Annotated in this window: 18 protein-coding genes, 1 tRNA gene and 1 pseudogene; 9 read left to right on the forward strand and 11 right to left on the reverse strand. The window is 52.3% G+C overall.

The window, feature by feature from the left end; all coding sequences use genetic code 11:
• Positions 1-264: 264 nt before the first annotated feature.
• Positions 265-1,053, forward strand: a complete 789-nt coding sequence (gene phoH / locus MPHASIOC01_RS03725) for a phosphate starvation-inducible protein PhoH (RefSeq protein WP_064600213.1) — start codon at positions 265-267, stop codon at positions 1,051-1,053.
• Between the two features lie 99 nt (positions 1,054-1,152).
• Here phoH and MPHASIOC01_RS03730 read toward each other — a convergent pair whose 3' ends face one another.
• The 8 genes from MPHASIOC01_RS03730 to lsrA form a co-directional block, all read right to left on the reverse strand.
• Positions 1,153-2,061, reverse strand: coding sequence for an SDR family oxidoreductase (locus MPHASIOC01_RS03730; RefSeq protein WP_353613982.1), 909 nt, complete (start codon positions 2,059-2,061; stop codon positions 1,153-1,155).
• A gap of 141 nt (positions 2,062-2,202) precedes the next feature.
• Positions 2,203-2,937 carry an epimerase gene (locus MPHASIOC01_RS03735; RefSeq protein ID WP_064600219.1) on the reverse strand — a complete coding sequence of 245 codons (735 nt, stop codon included), beginning with the start codon at positions 2,935-2,937 and terminating at the stop codon, positions 2,203-2,205.
• A 10-nt stretch (positions 2,938-2,947) separates the two neighbouring features.
• Positions 2,948-3,238: a (4S)-4-hydroxy-5-phosphonooxypentane-2,3-dione isomerase gene (gene lsrG / locus MPHASIOC01_RS03740; protein WP_064600222.1), complete on the reverse strand. Its 291-nt coding sequence runs from the start codon at positions 3,236-3,238 to the stop codon at positions 2,948-2,950.
• A gap of 61 nt (positions 3,239-3,299) precedes the next feature.
• Positions 3,300-4,175, reverse strand: coding sequence for a 3-hydroxy-5-phosphonooxypentane-2,4-dione thiolase (gene lsrF / locus MPHASIOC01_RS03745; RefSeq protein WP_064600225.1), 876 nt, complete (start codon positions 4,173-4,175; stop codon positions 3,300-3,302).
• A gap of 57 nt (positions 4,176-4,232) precedes the next feature.
• Complete coding sequence (gene lsrB, locus MPHASIOC01_RS03750; RefSeq protein ID WP_353613983.1) at positions 4,233-5,255, reverse strand: autoinducer 2 ABC transporter substrate-binding protein LsrB; 1,023 nt, start codon at positions 5,253-5,255, stop codon at positions 4,233-4,235.
• Between the two features lie 52 nt (positions 5,256-5,307).
• Positions 5,308-6,306, reverse strand: coding sequence for an autoinducer 2 ABC transporter permease LsrD (gene lsrD, locus MPHASIOC01_RS03755; protein ID WP_353613984.1), 999 nt, complete (start codon positions 6,304-6,306; stop codon positions 5,308-5,310).
• Positions 6,306-7,355: an autoinducer 2 ABC transporter permease LsrC gene (lsrC, locus tag MPHASIOC01_RS03760; protein ID WP_353613985.1), complete on the reverse strand. Its 1,050-nt coding sequence runs from the start codon at positions 7,353-7,355 to the stop codon at positions 6,306-6,308. The genes lsrD and lsrC overlap by 1 nt, the downstream gene beginning before the upstream one ends.
• Positions 7,349-8,923 carry an autoinducer 2 ABC transporter ATP-binding protein LsrA gene (gene lsrA / locus MPHASIOC01_RS03765; protein ID WP_353613986.1) on the reverse strand — a complete coding sequence of 525 codons (1,575 nt, stop codon included), beginning with the start codon at positions 8,921-8,923 and terminating at the stop codon, positions 7,349-7,351. Before lsrA ends, lsrC begins: the two co-directional genes overlap by 7 nt.
• A gap of 254 nt (positions 8,924-9,177) precedes the next feature.
• On the opposite strand from lsrA, the gene lsrR reads away from it, so the two are divergent.
• From lsrR to MPHASIOC01_RS03785, 4 genes are all read left to right on the forward strand, one after another.
• On the forward strand, positions 9,178-10,137 hold the full coding sequence (gene lsrR / locus MPHASIOC01_RS03770) for a transcriptional regulator LsrR (protein WP_353613987.1): 960 nt from the start codon (positions 9,178-9,180) through the stop codon (positions 10,135-10,137).
• A gap of 78 nt (positions 10,138-10,215) precedes the next feature.
• Positions 10,216-11,808, forward strand: a complete 1,593-nt coding sequence (lsrK, locus tag MPHASIOC01_RS03775) for an autoinducer-2 kinase (RefSeq protein WP_064600241.1) — start codon at positions 10,216-10,218, stop codon at positions 11,806-11,808.
• 16 nt (positions 11,809-11,824) lie between these two features.
• Entirely contained in the window at positions 11,825-12,175 is a 351-nt protein-coding gene (locus MPHASIOC01_RS03780) for a cupin domain-containing protein (RefSeq protein WP_064600244.1), read from the forward strand.
• A 359-nt stretch (positions 12,176-12,534) separates the two neighbouring features.
• The gene (locus MPHASIOC01_RS03785) at positions 12,535-12,996 is read left to right on the forward strand and encodes a hypothetical protein (protein ID WP_353613988.1); all 462 of its coding nucleotides are present in this window, start codon (positions 12,535-12,537) and stop codon (positions 12,994-12,996) included.
• 72 nt (positions 12,997-13,068) lie between these two features.
• Here the strand turns inward: MPHASIOC01_RS03785 and MPHASIOC01_RS03790 are convergent, their stop codons facing one another.
• The 3 genes from MPHASIOC01_RS03790 to MPHASIOC01_RS03800 all read right to left on the reverse strand — a co-directional run bounded on the left by MPHASIOC01_RS03790 (position 13,069) and on the right by MPHASIOC01_RS03800 (position 14,662).
• Positions 13,069-13,635 carry an ankyrin repeat domain-containing protein gene (locus MPHASIOC01_RS03790; RefSeq protein WP_353613989.1) on the reverse strand — a complete coding sequence of 189 codons (567 nt, stop codon included), beginning with the start codon at positions 13,633-13,635 and terminating at the stop codon, positions 13,069-13,071.
• A gap of 462 nt (positions 13,636-14,097) precedes the next feature.
• Positions 14,098-14,185 (reverse strand) — tRNA-Ser (locus MPHASIOC01_RS03795).
• A 306-nt stretch (positions 14,186-14,491) separates the two neighbouring features.
• Positions 14,492-14,662 (reverse strand): hypothetical protein, encoded by a 171-nt coding sequence (locus MPHASIOC01_RS03800; protein ID WP_156519100.1) that lies wholly within the window; start codon positions 14,660-14,662, stop codon positions 14,492-14,494.
• A 370-nt stretch (positions 14,663-15,032) separates the two neighbouring features.
• On the opposite strand from MPHASIOC01_RS03800, the gene MPHASIOC01_RS03805 reads away from it, so the two are divergent.
• The 4 genes and pseudogenes from MPHASIOC01_RS03805 (at position 15,033) to MPHASIOC01_RS03820 (ending at position 18,746) form a co-directional block, all read left to right on the forward strand.
• Positions 15,033-15,527 carry a DUF2569 domain-containing protein gene (locus MPHASIOC01_RS03805; protein ID WP_353613990.1) on the forward strand — a complete coding sequence of 165 codons (495 nt, stop codon included), beginning with the start codon at positions 15,033-15,035 and terminating at the stop codon, positions 15,525-15,527.
• A gap of 84 nt (positions 15,528-15,611) precedes the next feature.
• Complete coding sequence (locus MPHASIOC01_RS03810; RefSeq protein ID WP_353613991.1) at positions 15,612-16,217, forward strand: hypothetical protein; 606 nt, start codon at positions 15,612-15,614, stop codon at positions 16,215-16,217.
• Complete coding sequence (locus MPHASIOC01_RS03815; protein ID WP_353613992.1) at positions 16,217-16,732, forward strand: surface-adhesin E family protein; 516 nt, start codon at positions 16,217-16,219, stop codon at positions 16,730-16,732. The genes MPHASIOC01_RS03810 and MPHASIOC01_RS03815 overlap by 1 nt, the downstream gene beginning before the upstream one ends.
• A gap of 341 nt (positions 16,733-17,073) precedes the next feature.
• Positions 17,074-18,746: pseudogene (locus MPHASIOC01_RS03820) on the forward strand (ShlB/FhaC/HecB family hemolysin secretion/activation protein).
• Positions 18,747-18,756: the final 10 nt, after the last annotated feature.

The raw sequence follows: 18,756 nt of genomic DNA on the forward strand, positions 1-18,756 counted from the left end.
GTTATGGACTAAGTTGTAGAAAACACAGCCTTCTTCACAGGCCCGGGGCATCCGACCCGGTAAAAGCCGTCACCCCTGAATACTCCCTGATTTTCAACTCTGAACCTGTTTCCACTGGTCTGCCTTGTACAACATATCGCACGGCAGTACCTGCTCCTCAGGCAATCTATGGCTTACAAGGAAGCCAACAACAAACCTCAACGTTAGTTAAAATCGTGTCTGTGCGCCAGATACGGGAATTGAAACCAACAGAAGGTGCCATCCATGGGAAGACAAAAAGCAGTGATCAAAGCTCGTCGCGAAGCCAAACGTGTGCTCAGACGGGATTCACGCAGCCATAAGCAACGTGAAGAAGAATCGGTCACCTCGCTTGTGCAAATGAGTGGTGTTGAAGCAATTGGCATGGCGCGGGACAGCCGGGACAGTTCGCCAATTGCTGCGCGTAACGACGCTCAGGCGCAGTACCTGCATGCTATTGACAACAAACAGCTGATTTTTGCCACCGGTGAAGCTGGTTGCGGAAAAACCTGGATTAGTGCCGCTAAAGCTGCAGAGGCCCTGGTTCACAAAGAAGTGGACAGGATAATTGTCACCCGCCCGGTATTGCAGGCCGATGAAGACCTCGGCTTCTTGCCAGGGGATATATCAGAGAAGTTCGCACCCTATTTCAGGCCGGTTTACGATGTTCTCGTCCGGCGTCTGGGGGCCTCATTCATGCAGTATTGTTTGCGGCCAGAGATTGGTAAGGTGGAGATTGCGCCCTTCGCCTATATGCGCGGGCGGACGTTTGAAAATGCGTTCGTCATTCTTGATGAAGCGCAGAATGTTACAGCAGCGCAGATGAAAATGTTCCTGACCCGCCTGGGGGAAAATGTCACGGTTATCGTTAACGGGGATGTCACCCAGTGCGATTTACCCCGTGGTGTGGCTTCCGGGTTAAGTGATGCGCTGGCGCGCTTTGCTAACGACGACATGATTGGCGTTGTGCGGTTTGGTAAAGATGACTGTGTGCGTTCTGAGTTGTGCCAACGCACACTGCAGGCTTATGACTAACCCGGAATAACACCCGGTCATCAGCCTGGTAAAACCTCTCCCTGCCGGGAGAGGTTTTTTATACTTTGTGTTTCTTCGGTTGCGAATATGGTCTGCGTTTTAGCGCGCTTCGCCATTAAGCGCCGGTAAGTTCAGGTGTTGTAAATCTGTCAGTAGCCCCGGGCCTGCAGGTAACCAGCCTAATTGTTGTTGTGTCCAGGTGGCGCTTGCAGTCAGGTTCATACCAACAAACATTGCGAACCAGCCAAAATGGGCTTCTGCCTGTTCCGGTGCCAGTGAGGTAAGGGGGAGTGCCAGACGGGCGGCAATGGCTGCTGCCAGCGCATGCATCGCCACACCTTCTTCGGCCACCGCATGGTAGCGTTTACCCGCTTCCCCTTGTTCCAGCACCAGGCGGTATAACCGCGCAACATCTGTCACATGGCAGGCAGAAAAGCGGTTTGAACCATCGCCGGTATATGCCACTGTGCCTTTTTCCAGCGCTAACTGTATCCACGGCGTTAGCAGTCCTTGCTTGTGGGTGTCATGCACCTGAGGAAGGCGCATGACCCGCACATCAATACCCTGTTCCAGTAACTGGTTGCCGGTTTGTTCTGAAATAATGCGTGGGTTTGGGTGGCTGAAATTCTGCACTGTTTCGGTAGCGGGCTGCCCGTTTCCTGCATCACCCAGACCCACGCCAGAAGTAATTATCAGCGGGCGACGGGTGCCCCTGAGTGCACTTCCCAGCGCTTCAATTACCCGCCGGTCTTTCTCACAATTGGCGGCAAAATGGGTGAAATCATGGTCGAACGCGGTGTGAATCACCGCATCAGCCTGGGCAACACCGGGTAGCAGGCTGGCCGGGTCTTCTAAATTTCCCCGCACCACGTCCGCCCCCCTGGCACGCAAAGCCTGCTCGCCATTGTCTGAACGGGCAAGGCCCGTCACCTGATGGCCTGCAGCCAGCAGTTCAGTAACAATCCGGGAACCAATAAACCCTGTGGCACCGGTAAGGAATACACGCATAGTCAGTCTCCTTTATGTTCGAACACTGAGTGTGGCGTGAAATGATATGCGCGAACAGCCGTGAGGTTATCAGGGTATAAGGACTAACAGGTTAAGCCGTAAACGGGAGTAAGGCCTGCCATAACGGCAGGCACAAAGTTGTCAGCCAGGGGTTAATACAGCAAGCCAGTCAGTCAGGTTTTTATCCAGCATATTTCCCCTGAACAAGGCACTGCCTGACACCACACGATCGATACCACTGGCACGCAGACCAGCGACATCCTGCAAAAGCAGTGCGCCATCTACCGCAATGAGCTTATGCTCCCGCGCATTACCCAACAACCGTAGCAAGTCAGCCAGACGCTGTTTCAGCACCGGAACGGCGAGTTTGCTGCCATAACCTGGGTTAACCGCGAGGAGCTGAATCACTTCAACCTGGTCCAGCAGTGGAACCAGTGTTTCCAGTGGTGTGCCCGGGCTCAGGCTGATACCGCGAATCACCGGCATTTCCCCGCCATCCACTGGTACCGTTTGCTCGCCCAGCCAGTGCAATACCGCATGCACATTACCGGGGGATTCGGCTTGTAGCGTAATGCAGTGTGCGCCTGCTGCCACGCAAGCCTGTGCAACGGGGAAAGGGTTATTCACCATCAGGTGCGCATCTTTCAGCCACTCTTGTGGCAACTGCTCCACCGCCCAGGGGCCGACAGTGAATTGCGGGCAAAACTGCCCATCCATGATGTCAACATGGAGTAATGGTTGTTCCCGTTGCCGGAGTACCTGCAAATGGTCATTGAGGTGTAGCCACTGCCCGGCCAGAATACCGGTACTCAGCGGGTAACGCCGCAGCAACTGGACGCAGGCGGCTCTGCTCAGCCCGGCAAAGTGTGCGTTCATTGCGGGCTCCTCAGGGCAGAATGCCAATAAAAGTCGTCTTTTTGCGTGGGCCGGTCATTAGTGGTTCAAGGGCTGCCACGCAGGCCAGGTAATGTGGGGTGGTTTTATGAAAGGCCACAGCCTGTTCACTGGCGTAGGCTTCATAGATATAAAATCGTGTGGGTACTTGCGGGTCCTGCAGAACATCAAAGCGCAGGTTGCCTGGCTCCTGTACCGAACCCAGGTGATTCAGCCGGAACACCTCCAGAAACTGTTCGACTTTGTCTTCATGCACATTAATTTCAACCAGTGTGACATGCATATTCTTCCTCCTTCAGGACGGGGCCAGCCAGGAGACTGTGCTGACCCTTATCACCGGTTTTTCAGCCTTTTTCACTCAGGAAAAGTTCATAGGCCTGCTGGACTGTGAAACCGTTATGCACAATGGCATGCACGGCTTTGATCATGGCGACCGGGGCATCAGACTGGAAAATATTACGCCCCATATCCACACCACTGGCACCCTGATCAATAGCGCGGTAACACATATCCAGTGCATCACGCTCTGGTAGCTTTTTCCCGCCTGCAATCACAATGGGAACCGGACAGCCTGCGGCAATGCGTTCAAATCCCTGTTCCACATAGTAGGTTTTGATAACCTGCGCACCCATTTCCGCCGCAATACGGGTGGCGAGCGAGAAATAGCGCTGATCACGCGCCATATCTTTGCCCACACCCGTGACTGCCATGGTGGGCATGCCCACCCGCAAACCGGCATCCACTAACTGGATAATGTTTTTGATGGACTGGTGCTCGTGCTCACTGCCAATGTAGACCTGAGCGGCAACCGCGCAGCTGTTCAGGCGCACGGCATCGTCCATAGCGACGGCGACTGCTTCATTGCTGAGTTCGGTCAAAATCGAGTTGCCCCCGGAAGCCCTCAGTACAACAGGCTTGTTGGTTGCCGGCGGGACAACGCTGCGTAACACACCACGGGTGCACATCAGCACATCCGCATGTTCAAACAGCGGGGCAATCGAAATATCAATACGCTCAAGCCCGGTTGTCGGCCCCTGAAAGTAGCCATGATCAAAAGCCAGCATCACAGTTTTGCCCGTTTTCGGGTTAAAAATCCGCGACAGGCGCGATTGCATGCCCCAGTCCAGCGCGCCACAGCCTTTCAGGGAAAATACTGTGTTACGCTGCGCCTGGTCGGTGTGAAAATTCTTGCCATCTTTGATGTCGTCTAAGTCAGCCATTTGTTCACTCCATCGGATAATAAATCGGTAAAACCACGCCACAGGCGTGCCGGGAAGTTAAAAATCGTATTTATCGATATTGTCTTTGGTAAACACCACTCGTTCGGGCAGCAGGACAATGCCGTTGCCTTTTGCTTCGTAGCTGTAGCCCTGCACACTATTTGGCGAGACCTCCACCTGGCCGACACCGGGAATATTCAGCTTGTCGCCGGTGTTCAGTGCGCCTTTTTTCAGCAGAGTATCAGCAACGTAAACGGCAATTTTCCCCTGGTTGACGACATCCCACAGACCAAAGGCCTTAACGGTGCCGCGCTTAACATAGGGGCGCATAACATTAGGGGTGCTGAAGCCGACAATAGCGATATTGTTGCGTTTGAGGTTTTCTGCTGCCTGAGCCGCTGCGGGAAGCGCATTGGCATCCGGGGCGATAATTGCATCCAGGTCTGGCCACGCCTTGATAATCCCTTCGGCAGTTTGCAGTGATTTAGTGGCATCGTTATAGCCAAACTGGGTGGTGACGATTTGCCAGCCGGGGTGCTCACTGGCAATTTTTTTCTTCGCTTCATTCACCCACTGGTTCTGGTCAGTTACCGTTGGGCTGGAGTAAAAGAAGGCCACTTTGGCTTTTTCTTTCTTCACTTGCTGTGCTGCCATATCCACCAACATGCCGCCCAACTGAGTAGGCGTCCCCTGGTCGATATAATAAGAACGGCACTCAGGGCGGGTATCAGAATCCCAGGTGAGCACTTTAACGCCTCGCTGCATGGCGCGTTTCAGGGCAGGGCACAGGCCATCAGGTGAGACGGCCGAAATGATAATGGCGTTGTACCCCTGGTTAACGAAGTTATTAATTAACTGCACCTGGCCAGACACGCTGGGTTCTGTTGGCCCATCGTAAGTGACATCCACACCGAGTTCTTTCCCGGCTTCTTTGGCACCATTCCCGCCACTGGTGAAAAACCCTACACCAACCAGCTTGGGAATAAATGCGATGCGCTCAGCAGCCTGCACAGACAGGCTCAATGTTGCCAGGCCGACAGCCCCCAGCCAGGCGATTTTTTTGATGCTTTGCATAGTCATTGTTTCTTCTCTCCGAATAGTGCGTTGCATTGGCCGTAAAAAGTGGTAATCGTCAGTGCTGCCAGGCTGCCTGTGTACGCCGCAGCCAGTCGCGAATCTGCCCGCGATGGAGGCTCACGGAACGCCCGACGACGACAATAATGAGCAGCGCGCCAGACAGGGCGCTGGAAATTTGGTTGGGTACCCCCGCCATTTGTAAACCCTGCTGCAGGAAGCCCACCAGCAAAGTCGCCAGCGCCGTGCCCAGGATAGAGCCGGATCCACCGTAAATATTGGCGCCACCCAGTACCGCCGCAGTAATCGCGGGCATTAGGAAGGCGCTGCCCAGATCAGAGCGGGCGGAACCGAAATAGGAAACCTGTAAAATGGCTGCGATGGACGCGGCAAACCCGGTCATGGCGTAAAGCAAGAACAGAGTGCGGTTAACCGGTGTGGCACTGTACTGGGCGGCGCGGGCGTTCTGGCCGGTCAAAAACACGTTACGCCCCTGGTGGGTGTTATGCAGCCAGGCCCAACAGAGCAGTACACTGAATAAAAAGAACAGCAGAGGAACCGGCAGCCCCAGTACGGACAGGTTAGCGAAGTTGGTGAAACTGTCCGGGAAACCGCCAATGCCTTCATAGCCAGTGGCACCAGCCAGCCCGGAAAGCAACAGTGCGCTGCCGCCAAACAAATACATTGTGCCGAGTGTTATCACCAGTGGGTTAATTCCGGTGTAGATAATCAGCGCTGCGTTAATAAGCCCACATACAGTGCCCGCCAGCACGGTGAGCGCAATCGCCAGCGGTAGTGGAACGCCTGCATGAAACAGCATCCCGAACGTAATGGCGCATAACCCAATGGTGGAGCCAAATGAAATATCAATACCGCCACTGATAATCACCATAGTAAGCGGCAGGGCAACAAGGCCAATGCAGATAAAATCGCTGGTGCTGAACAACAGGACATTGATATTAAGCATTTGCGAATTGGCTGCGCCAAACCCGAGAATTTCAATTACCAGCAGCGCTGCCAGTGCCAGCTCCCAGCCATAATGTTTGAGGTTATTCATCAGGCTACCCTCCGTTTTTTGTCATGAGCGGTTATTTCAGGCGGGCTTATCGCGTTTTTGCTGACCGGAGGCTTTGGGGAGAAACGTGCATATTTCTGTTTGCGAATATTACGGGCAAGCGCCATACGTAACCGGCCATCAAAGACCAGTACGCCCAGCAACACCAGCCCGGCAATAAAATCATTCCACCAAGCGGGGATACGCAGCAGCACCAGTACGCTGTCTATTTGGGTGAGAAAATAAGCGCCGAGAACCGCGCCAATAATGCTCCCGGAACCACCCAGCAGGCTGACACCACCCAGCACACAGGCAGCAATAGCTTTCATTTCCAGCCCGGTACCAGCCTGGTTGGGGATAAAGCCAATTTGCGAGGCGAAGACAATCCCGGCAAGTGCAGCCATCATGCCATTAAACGCGAAGGCGGCCAGACGCACAGATTCTGTACGCACGCCCAACTGGCGGGCCCCCTGAAGGTTATCTCCCGTGGCGTAAAAGTTGCGGCCAGTTTGTGTTTTTGCCAGGATCCACGCGAAGCCCAGCGCGAGGAAAATAATCACAATACCAATCGGGGAAAGGCCCGGAATCACCGGTTCGGAGAGGTTTTTTAATTCCGGTGGCAGGCCTTCAATCCATTTACCGCCCGTCCAGAGCAGCATAATGCCGCGATACAGCCCGAGGGTTCCCAGTGTGGCGACTATCGCCGGAATTTTCAGCCAGGCAACCAGAATGCCATTGACCAGGCCCGCGCACAGCCCCAGCAACAAAGTGGCGGCAATGGCGGCAGGCAGACTGTAACCGGCGTTAAGCATCAGCCCCAGTAATACTGCGCACATTCCGGTGATGGAACCCACGGAAACATCAATATTGCGCGTCAGCATCACCAGCGCTGCCCCCATCGCCAGCAGCATCAGAATTTGTGCGCTGCTGAATACCATGGTGACGGTGCCAATACCAAAGTAATGGCTGTCGAGCGCACCGGGCAGAGCAAACAAACACAGAATGGCGATAAACGCGGTCACTTCCCGGTTCTGCTGGATAAATTTCAACATACATGTTTCCCCTGTGTGCTGGCTAAAGAGTCAGATCGAGGCTGGACTGCGGCGCTCCCTTCGCCAAAGGCGAGGCGCATAATAGTGTCGACACTGATGTCTGCACCGCTCAACGGCGAGGGGTTGATTTCCCCCTGGTGCATGACATAAACCCGGTCGGCCATCATGCTGATTTCCTCCAGGTCGGAAGAGATAAACAGGATGGCGACATTCTGGTCGGCAATGCTGCGGATCAACTGATAAATATCGTTGCGGGCGCCCACATCGACACCGCGGGTGGGTTCATCCACAATCAGAATTTGCGGCGAGGCTTCCAGGCACTTCGCAATCAGGATTTTTTGTTGGTTACCGCCGGACAAGGTCCGTACTGGTTGTTCGGTATCGCTGAATTTAATGTCCAGTGCCCGCCGGTAGCGTTCCAGCGTGGCGTTATCACGTTGCGAATGAGACCAGAACCCCTGCTGGTTGTGGGTGAGGGAACAGACATTCCACACCAGCGAAGCATCCAGATACAGACCGGAGGATTGCCGGTCTTCAGGCAAATACACCAGGCCGTGCGCCAGCCGCTGTCGGGTATTCAGGTGAGTGATATCCAGCCCGTTAAGGCGAATCAGCCCGGCGGATACCGGACGCAACCCGTACAGTGTTTCCGCAAGCTCAGTACGCCCGGCACCAACAAGGCCGGCAAGCCCCAGAATTTCGCCTGCGCGAACCTCCAGCGCAATATCCCTGAAACCCTCACCGCTCAGTTGCTCAATTGCCAGCACGGTGGTGCCTTTTTCAACATCCGGGCGGGAGCCAGGAACGCTGAGCCACAGTTTCTGCGTGGGCGACAGCGCTTCATTACGGGCCGCAGGTGTGATGGCCTGAATAATGGCGTCAGTGGAGAGTTCCTGTGTTTTGCCATTCAGGGCAATTTTGCCATCGCGCATCACGCTCACGACATCGGCAATCTGGCGGATTTCGGGGAGCTTGTGGGAGATAAATACTGTACCCACACCTTTGCGTTGCAGCTCCCGCACCCGGGAGAACAGGCGTTCAGTTTCAGCAGGGGTTAATGAAGCCGTGGGTTCATCAAGAATAAGAATGCGGGAATCACGCATTAGCCCGCGCATGATTTCCACCATTTGCCGGTCGGCGACATCCAGCATGCCAGCCGGGCTGGCAGTATCGAATTTACAACCGAGTTCATTCAGTAACAGAGTCATTTTTGCAGTGGTGGCCTGAGAACCTTTCAGCCCAAACAGAATGTTTTCTTTTACTGTCAGGCTGGGGAACAGCAACGGCTCCTGAGGAACAAGGTAAATCCCCAACTGGTGTGCTTTAACCGGGGTTAACCGGCTGCATACTGTGCCATCAATAGCAATGGTGCCTGAATCCTGCGGTGTGACCCCGGCAATGATTTTCATCAGGGTGGATTTTCCCGCACCATTGCCACCGAGTAACGCGTGTACTTCACCCTGTTGCAGGGTGAAATCTATCTTTTTAAGCACATCGACACCGGAAAATTGCTTGCATAACTGGCTTACCTGCAAGAGTGGTGGGGCTGTCAGGTGACTGGTTTGCATTACGCCTCCGTCCGGATCTCAACTCAGTAGAATTGAACAAATGTGTTTTAGAAAAATAATTGTTCATAAACATAGTTGCGGGGCGGGGATAAAACCTCAGTACGGATCACGTTTCTGCAATATTTGTATTTTTATTTTTTATTTGTTCATCAAGAAAGTGAGGTATGTGGTATATGTCACAGATATTAGTTGTCGCAATGAGAACAATTGTGTTTAAAATTTAAAAATGTTCACAGTGAAGCGAAGAAACCACAATGAGTGAAACAACCTTTATTCCTGGTAATGAAATGAGTGAAGAGGAGCTGGTGGCACGGATCGCCTGGTTCTATTATCACGACAGCTTAACCCAAAGTGAAATCAGCGAACGCCTGGGGCTGACCCGCCTTAAAGTTTCCCGTTTACTGGAGAAAGGGCACCAGTCGGGCATCATTCGGGTGCAGATTAATTCGCGCTTTGAAGGGTGCCTGCAATATGAAGACACACTGAAACAGCACTTTGGCCTGCGCCAGGTGCGGGTGCTCCCGGCGCTACCCGATGCCGATATTTGCGCCCGGCTGGGGATTGGTGCCGCGCATATGTTAATGGAGTCGCTCAGTGCGCAGCAGTTGCTGGCGGTGGGGTTCGGCAAAACCACCATGAGCACACTGAAACGCCTGAGTGGTTTTATCTCTTCACAACAAATCCGCCTGGTGACGCTGTCTGGCGGTGTTGGCCCTTATATGACCGGAATAGGCCAGCTGGATGCCGCCTGTAGCGTGAATATTATTCCTGCACCCTTGCGGGCATCGTCAGCGGATATCGCCAGAACACTGAGAAATGAAAACAGCGTGCGTGATGTGTTGCTGGCAGCGCAGGCTGCCGATGTGGCCGTTGTCGGTATTGGCTCCATCAGCCAGCGGACGGATGCCACCATTCTCCATTCGGGCTATATCACCGAAGGCGAACAACTGATGATTGGCCGCAAAGGCGCGGTGGGCGACATTCTTGGGTATTTCTTTGATGCGCATGGGCAAATTGTGCCAGACATGCGTATTCACAAGGAATTAATTGGGCTCAGCCTGGATGCATTAACCACGATCCCCCTGGTGATTGGTGTGGCGGGGGGAATAGAGAAAGCCGAAGCCGTTCTTGCCGCCATGAAAGGCGGTTATATCAACGCACTGGTCACGGACCAGAATACTGCAGCAGAAATACTGAAACTGATTGAAAAATAAATATTTTAATAATGAACACTTACCCTGATACATGGAGCAGTCAACGGCAGGAAGCGACATAACGCCGAGGATCTTTTTATGGCCCGACTCTGTACTCCTAACCTTTCACCACACTACCTGATGGCGCTGGATGCCGGTACAGGAAGTGTCCGCGCCGTTATTTTTGATTTTGACGGCAATCAAATCAGTGTCGGCCAGGCTGAGTGGCAACACCTGGCCGTGCCCGACGTGCCGGGGTCAATGGAATTTGACCTCAATAAAAACTGGCAACTCACCTGTAACTGCATTCGCCAGGCATTGCATAACGGTAATGTTGCTGCGGAATCTGTCGTTGCAGTTTCAGCCTGCTCTATGCGCGAAGGTATTGTGATTTATGACAGCAATGCCACGCCAGTGTGGGCCTGCGCGAACGTTGATGCCCGGGCCGCCCATGAAGTTAGTGAACTGAAAGAACTGTACGACTACACATTTGAAAACGAGGTTTACCGCTGTTCCGGGCAAACACTGGCGCTGAGCGCCATGCCGCGTTTGTTGTGGCTGGCGCACCACCGGCCGGATATCTACCGCAAGGCTTCCACCGTAACAATGATCAGCGACTGGCTGGCCTTTATGCTCAGTGGCGAACTGGCGGTGGACCCTTCCAACGCGGGTACCACGGGTTTGCTGGACCTGGTAACCCGTGACTGGAAACCCGGCCTGCTGGAAATGGCCGGGTTGCGCTCTGACATTCTTTCGCCAGTCAAGGAAACTGGCAGTTTACTGGGGGTTGTCACGGCTGACAGCGCAGCAGCCTGTGGCCTGAAAGCCGGTACGCCAGTGGTGGTGGGCGGTGGGGATGTGCAACTGGGTTGCCTTGGACTCGGAGTGGTGCGCCCGGCACAAACTGCTGTGCTGGGTGGCACTTTCTGGCAGCAGGTAGTTAACTTGCCTGAGCCGGTCACTGACCCGAATATGAATGTGCGTATTAATCCCCATGTTATTCCCGGCATGGTGCAGACGGAATCCATCAGTTTCTTTACCGGGCTGACTATGCGCTGGTTCCGTGATGCATTCTGCGCGGAAGAAAAGCTTATTGCGGACCGGCTGGGGATTGATGCGTATACCCTGCTTGAAGAGATGGCGGGCCGTGTGCCTGCAGGTGCCTGGGGCGTAATGCCCATCTTTTCAGACGTGATGCGGTTTAAAACCTGGTACCACGCTGCACCTTCGTTTATTAACCTGTCGATTGACCCTGAAAAATGCAATAAAGCCACGTTGTTCCGTGCTCTGGAAGAAAACGCAGCCATTGTCTCGGCCTGTAACCTTAAACAGATTGCTGAATTCTCCGGTGTGGAAGCAGATTCGCTGGTATTTGCTGGCGGAGGCGCGAAGGGCAAACTCTGGAGCCAAATTCTGGCGGATGTCACCGGCCTTACGGTACGGGTTCCGGTAGTAAAAGAGGCGACGGCGCTGGGCTGTGCCATTGCCGCAGGCGTAGGCGCTGGCATTTACCCATCCCTTGCTGAAACCGGTGAGAAACTGGTGCGCTGGGACCGGGAACACCAACCAGACCCGGCCAATTATGCGGTGTACCACGAAGCACGGGAGAAGTGGCTGGCGGTTTATCAGGACCAGCGCGGGCTGGTGGATCATGGCTTAACCACATCAATGTGGAAAGCTCCTGGTTTGTAATATAAGAGGGCGCATCATGCTGAAAACTAACGAGCAACAGCACCAGTACCGTTTTGGGGATAACGGGCCCAAGTACCTGGTTCGTGGCCCACAGTGCGATATGGGTGTTGTGGTACTGAACCCCGGGCAGTCATTTCGCAACCACCGGCACAAAGAAGCCTGTGAGGTTTTTTATACGCTAAGCGGTGAAGTGTGCCTCTACCTGGAAGGGGTGTTGCATGTGTTGCAGGAAGGGGATGTTTTGCAGTGTGAACCAGGCGAAGCGCATTACCTGGTTAACCGTGGTGATGTGCCCTGGAAAGGAGTGTTTGTTAAATCCCCGCATTTAATGAATGACAGCCACCCGGCAGAACCGGAAGCCTGGTAGCAAGCCGGGTGAGTGTTATATGGGTTGTTGCTGTATTTTGCGAGCAGGGCAGAGGATTTGTTGTGTAATGGTGTGGTACAGGGGAAAGGGCTTGCGGCAAAGAGCTATTCCCAGTATCTTGCCCCGGCACCTGCAAAATCAGGTGCCGGGATTGGAACCCTGAAATCGTTACAGGCGACATACGACGCGCCAGTGGGTTCTTTATCTCGAGTGCACTGCTTCATTTCAATGGTGGAGCGGGGCACTGTAAAGTGAGCCGGTACTGTGACCAATCCGGTACGCCAACCCCGTTCAGTTCACCACTCGTGAGACTGGAACCTTTGCTGGTGGTATACATTTACTCATCAGAGGTTTCCATTATGGCTACAACCCTTACCCAGACACACCCGTTACTTACCCAGCCTTTCAGTGCCGCTACGGATTTCACAATACTGGCCGACTACTGTGAACAGTTCGTTGAAACGGCGCTGGAAAGTGATGATCCTGCGTTAAAAATGGCACTGTGCGCCAGGCTAAACACTTGTTTGCGTGTGTTAGAACCCGGGCTTCTTGAACCTATCCCGGATCACCTGAAAGACAGCTTTACGGCGGATACCTTGCCTGTTGACACACCCCGTTTTGAACCGGGCTGCATTGAATTGTGTGGCTACTGCCAGGCCCTCACCCGGACCCTGGCAAGGCACGGTGTAATGGGAGAAACAGAGCAGCAACTTACCCGGCTGTTGTTTGACCTGGTGAACTACTTCACGGCAGAAATGAAGGCACCACGCTGGGTGCGCACGGCCCAGGGGGTACAGAGTATTGATGACGTCCCGGTCTGAATAACGGCATACTGAAAGAGCCAAAGCCTGCAAATGGATGCAGGCTTTTTTGTCTGTGCAATGCGCTACTTATTAAGCCTGGTATGGCGAGTCAGTTAGCATGGATTCCCCATCCATCCCACAAGGCGGGTTGAACGTACCGTGCCAGCCAACCAGAATGCGGCCAAAAGAATCAGTAAAGCAGGCAGCACCTGCCGGAATACGCACCAGCCCACCGCCATAAGCAACCAACAGCCCGGTGCTGGCCTGTATCTGCGTTGCTTCTTTATATAACGGGCTGGCTGGTAACACATCCGGGTCACCTGGTGCCTTCCAGAGTGAATCCGTGCCTTTAGCGGCGTGCTGCAATAAACCTGCCAGTGCCTGGTGGCCCTGTTGGTGGGCAATATCTGCCGGGGTAGATGAATCATGAGTGAGCGCGGTTAATGGTGCACCCAGGCGTATTAACAGGCGGCAGGCCGGTTCATGCCCAAACCAGGCTGCCTGGTGAAGAAAACCCCAACCCGACCCGGGTTTACTGTACCGGCTACAACGCCGTGCCAGTACCGGGTAACATTCCCAGCCAGATAAAACCTCCACCCAGTTGCCTGCTTTCACCTGTTCATAGTTCTGTTCGATAATGGCGGTTAACTCGCTCATGCTGTTTATCCCTGCATAGTTAAATCATTGTGTGACGCTACCCGGTGCGCCGGGGAAAATCAATCAGTGGGGAGTAGGTAGGGTATTAGTCGAACAGGTGAGTGGGATTATTGTTCAGGCCTTAACACTTTCAATAAAACGCCTGGTTATAAGCCGCATTGAGTGATGGATTCCCCAAAATAATTCGCCATGCAGGAAGGCGGCAGCGCAGGGAGTTGCCGGGAGCTTACTGGAGTAAGTGACCGGTGCGAACGAGCACAGCCAACGCACCTGCAGGGTGAAGTATGCAGGGGAATGGTGAGGGATTGATTCGCTGCGCTCACCCCTGCGGGGCAACCTGTTGCACAGGTTGTCCTGATACCTGCGGTATCAGTCGAACCCTGACGAGGGTTCTCACCCTCCCTCTGGGAGTTTCGGGTAATAAAAAAGCCTGTACGTGAGTACAGGCTCTTCTATGAAATATGGCGGTGAGGGAGGGATTCGAACCCTCGATACGTTGCCGTATACACACTTTCCAGGCGTGCTCCTTCAGCCTCTCGGACACCTCACCAAATTTTTGCGCCACTGCGTGAGCAGCAACGGGGCGCTACTATAGGGAGTCATCCCCATACGGTCAAGAAGAATTTAGGGTTTATATACCGTTCGGTTAAAGCGCGAGCAAGTCGCCGTTTATTTGAATTTATTAAGCAACCTGCCAGGAGAGCGAAACAGAACAATGCCAGCAAAAAGACAAAAAGGTAATGGGGGTGGAGAATAAAAAATGGGCGATGTTAGCGCAGGCGAACGCCTCGCAAAACCTCGCCCGGTGTTATTAACGGGAAGTGATTACCGGTATGCAGTAATCTGTTCTGGCTGGCTAATCATCATAAAAACCATGCAGGTCTTCGACGGGCTGAGTGGATTCTTCACTCCAGAGCGTCAGCCTTAATTCCCGTATTTTCATTGCCAGTGCTTCCGCTTCGTCATCCATCACGGTATCCGGAAACTTGTCGGTACAGTACTTGCCTGGGATTGCAGGAAAAAACATCTCATAGTCCTCCGCAGATCACTGGAAGGGTTAGCATGGCAGGGTTATGTGTGAAAACGATGACAGCAAGATGACGGTTTAACTGAGCCTGCCAGTACGGCAGAGATCTGCTTTAAGAGGAATACAAGTCTGGCTGGGATGATATTCACCATAAATTTGCATAATATTTTTATTATATTCTGATATTTTAATTTAAATATTATTAATCAACTTATTGTGGAGAGTTATTAGTATCAGTATGTACATATGGCTTACGAAGTCGATAAAGCTGATTTGCATCGTGTTAAGTACACAAGGTTTCATGTGTTACCGGTGCAATACATACCTGCTTGTAATTGAGTTTCTGGTTTTCATAAAGGAATAGCGAATAATGAAATGCATTCAATGCAATGGGCTTGAGTCAAATAAAGAATCCGGGCTATGTGATAGCTGTGAACAAAGAGAGTTACGCAAAATTAATGGGCTGCTGTATCTACCCGCGCTGGGGCTCATTTCCGGTTGTACGCTGGGTTTGTTTGATCTCTATACCTATATAGATGCTGTTGTCAGTTATTTCAGAAAAACAGGGTTTATTTCGTACTATGCAATGGGGGCAGTTGCATTTCTGCTGGCAGGGTATGTTATCTCGCTCGGTGCCTCATGGTTCTTTTTCAGGCGTAAGTCCGGTATCCGAAAAATCATGGTCATTAATTATGTCATACGGTTGCTTAGCGCACTCTATTTAACAGTGCTCCCAATCCTTTGGTTTCAGGCACCATTCGATTCATATGGTATGAGAGCCTTAACAGGCGCAGCAGTTGGGGTTCTGGTCTGGATCCCTTATTTCTTGTTTTCGAAAAGGATCGATACGGTTTTTTGTAAATAGTCGCACACTCATGCTCACCGGGAAGGCCGGGTACAAAAATAAAATGGTGGCTTATTTATGGTATTTTTCTACTAAGGAGTTTTCATGAAATATCGCATAGCACTGGCATTTGCTATCGGAGTGGTGGGTACAGCATGTGCAGACACGCTTCCCGGAAGCCTGTTGCACTGTGACAGTCGTTTTTTCAGCGAGTTATATAACCAGCGTATTTCGCTTAACCATACCGCGCCGTTGAAGACAGATAATGCGCATCATGCCTGGTTTATTAGCGAACCGGGAAATCCGGTAGTGTGGTTCTCTCAGCCAATTAAATCCGGCGTGTTATCCGTTTCTGGTTACTGGCAGGATAAGAGTAACCTGGATGAAATGGGAAAATACTACTTTTGGGGAGTTCTTCTTGACGATTCACCTGAAGCAGTCATGGCAGCCTTTCCAAAAGTACACTGGCAAAAGAGTGGTGAGAACGGTGAGTATTTCGCTAATCCTATGATAAAACAGGCCGGGTCAAACAGTCAGTGGCAAGTGAATACGGGTTCTGCAAGTGGCATTGCTCCGGCAAAAGGTAGTGTTGAAAAATTAGTGTTACTCGACACCTGGCAGGGTAAAACACGGCTTCTTTGTTCGGTTCAGGGGAGTGTTACAGCAGAAGATATATTACCTGTGCGCCCAGACCTTGAGGAAAATAAATAATGAAGTCCTGTATGTTATGCATTGCACTTATCTTGTTATCCGGATGTAAAAGTATTGGCAATGAAACACTATCGAAAAAGCCTGAACCTGGCCCTCGCCCGGCCGGGTTGGTAACCATGCTGGAAGATAAGAGCGGTGGTACTTATATGGATATGCGTAGTGTCTCTGCTTATCAGGGAAATAACCATTTAAGGCGATTCCATCTAATCAATCATTATATCCCTGCGCAGCACATGAGCGCTGAGAAGCCTGTCTATGTTGCCAGTTCAACGGTAATTAATGTTGTAAACTGCGATACTCATCAGAGAGCGCAGTTTGAACGTATCTATTTCTCGCAGTATTGGGGGGAAGGGGATGTTATCGCTAAAAGAAGTCCAATAGGGCAGTGGCAAGACATTCCAGAAAACTCATTAGCCGGTATTATAGACCATGCAGTTTGCCAGATAGATCCCGCACGATTGAAGCCTGAACCCCCGAAAGATACACGCCCGGCTTTACTGGGCGAGTTTGACTAATAACAATCACTCTTGAGTGACAGATTGCATTCATTCGGGGCACTACTGGTAATTCAGTGTCCTGAATGGAATTTTGTATTTTGTTAGCGATTTGTTACTGTCGCTAACTGCTTTATTTTCAATGCATTACTAAGTAAAAGGAATATTCATCTGTGCTTTGGTGGGAATTTGCAGTAAGGGGTAATAATATACGTTTTTTTGTTTTAAGTTATGCTTAATGCGTGAAATTAAATAAGCAATAAACTTTTTCCTAAATATATTCTTCCTGCTGCCGATGTGGCGTCCATTAGCATTCTTATTATTACTTCCCATTTATTTAGTCTGATATTGACAGGTCAGGGATGATGCCAGCTTTACGCAAGGTTTTTTTGCTCACATTGTTTTTCATTATAGCCTTTCCATCCGGTGCTGCACCGCTGTCTCCGGCAGACAGAAATAATATTCAGCAACGCCAGCAACAGTTACTGCAACAAAGCCAGCAGCAGCGCGATGAGCTGGATAAAAGCATCTCCATTACCGGGCAACAACCTTCCTTCGCCGGGCCAGCAGGTGCAGGCCCGTGTTTTGTTATTCAACATATTGTGTTGCAGGGCAGCACGCTGATTTCCCCCACAGCGCAGCAAAAGCTGGTGGCTGGCTGGCAAGGTAAGTGCCTGGACATCAGGGGGATTACCGCTGCTGTCAACCAGGTATCAGACTGGTATATCAGCCGGGGATACATCACCAGCCGCGCGTTCCTGACACCACAAAATCTGGCAACAGGCACACTGCGGATTGTGGTGCTGGAAGGGAAACTGCGCGCCATACATCTCGATGGTAAAACCCCCCTGATGCTGAAAATGGCCTTTCCCGGCCTGGTGGGGCGGGTGCTTAACCTGCGTGATATTGAGCAGGGTATGGAGCAAATCAACCGCCTGCGCACATCCCCTGTTCAGATTGAAATCTTACCGGATACAACCCGGGCTATTCCGTCGTCAACCTGACGGCCAGGCCTGAGTTTCCGCTCACTGCCAGTGTTTCACTGGATAACAGCGGGCAAAAATCAACCGGTGAAAAACAGCTCACTGGTGTACTCACAGGTAATAACCTGCTGGGTATTGCCGACAGGTGGTTTGTCAGTGGCGGGCGCAGCAGTGATTTTGCCACCGGGTATGATGCGCAAAGCTTACAGACGGGTGTCAGTGTTCCCTGGGGTTATGGCCTGCTCGATTACACATGGAGCTGGAGCGATTACCGCACCACTTTTACCAACAACGGGTTTGACTGGGTATCCACAGGCAGCACGCAAAACCACCGGCTGAATGGCTCCTGGGTGGTGTTCCGCAATGGCGATATCAAAACCGGAGTTACCGCAGGCTTAACCCATTACACCGGCCGCAACTGGCTTAACCATGCCCTGCTCAGTACCAGTTCGCGCAAACTCACCAGTATCTCTCTGGGCATTAACCATACCCAAAAAATTGCCGGCGGGGTGGCAACTTTCAACCCGGTTTTCAGCCGGGGTATGCCCTGGTTTGATGCTGAAAGTGACGCCGGAAAAAGGGGTGACCTGCCGAAAGCACAGTTTCGCAAGTGGAGTGTCAGTGCCAGTTATCAGCGCCCACTGAACGACCGTTTATGGTGGCTCACCAGCCTCTACGGGCAATGGTCGCCAGACCGCCTGTACGCCAGTGAGCGGCTGACACTGGGGGGCGAGAGCTCGGTACGCGGCTTCAAAGAACAGTATATCTCCGGCGATAACGGGGGCTACTGGCGTAATGAACTGAATTACGCACTGGGGTCGCTCCCGGTTATTGGCCAAATCAGTGCCACCGTGGCACTGGATGGCGGCTGGCTGGAGAAAGACCACCTCGACCAGCAGGCTGCCGGCACACTGTGGGGCGCTTCTGCGGGTTTAACTACCGGCGGGCGCTGGTATGCAAGCCAGATATCTGTTGGCACTCCGTTGCACTACCCGGACTGGCTTGGTCCGGATCACCTTGTTGTCAACTGGCGACTGACTTTCATGTATTGAAGGAGTATTC

Origin of the sequence: Mangrovibacter phragmitis (genome assembly GCF_040429585.1) — a bacterium.
Classification (GTDB): domain Bacteria; phylum Pseudomonadota; class Gammaproteobacteria; order Enterobacterales; family Enterobacteriaceae; genus Mangrovibacter; species Mangrovibacter phragmitis.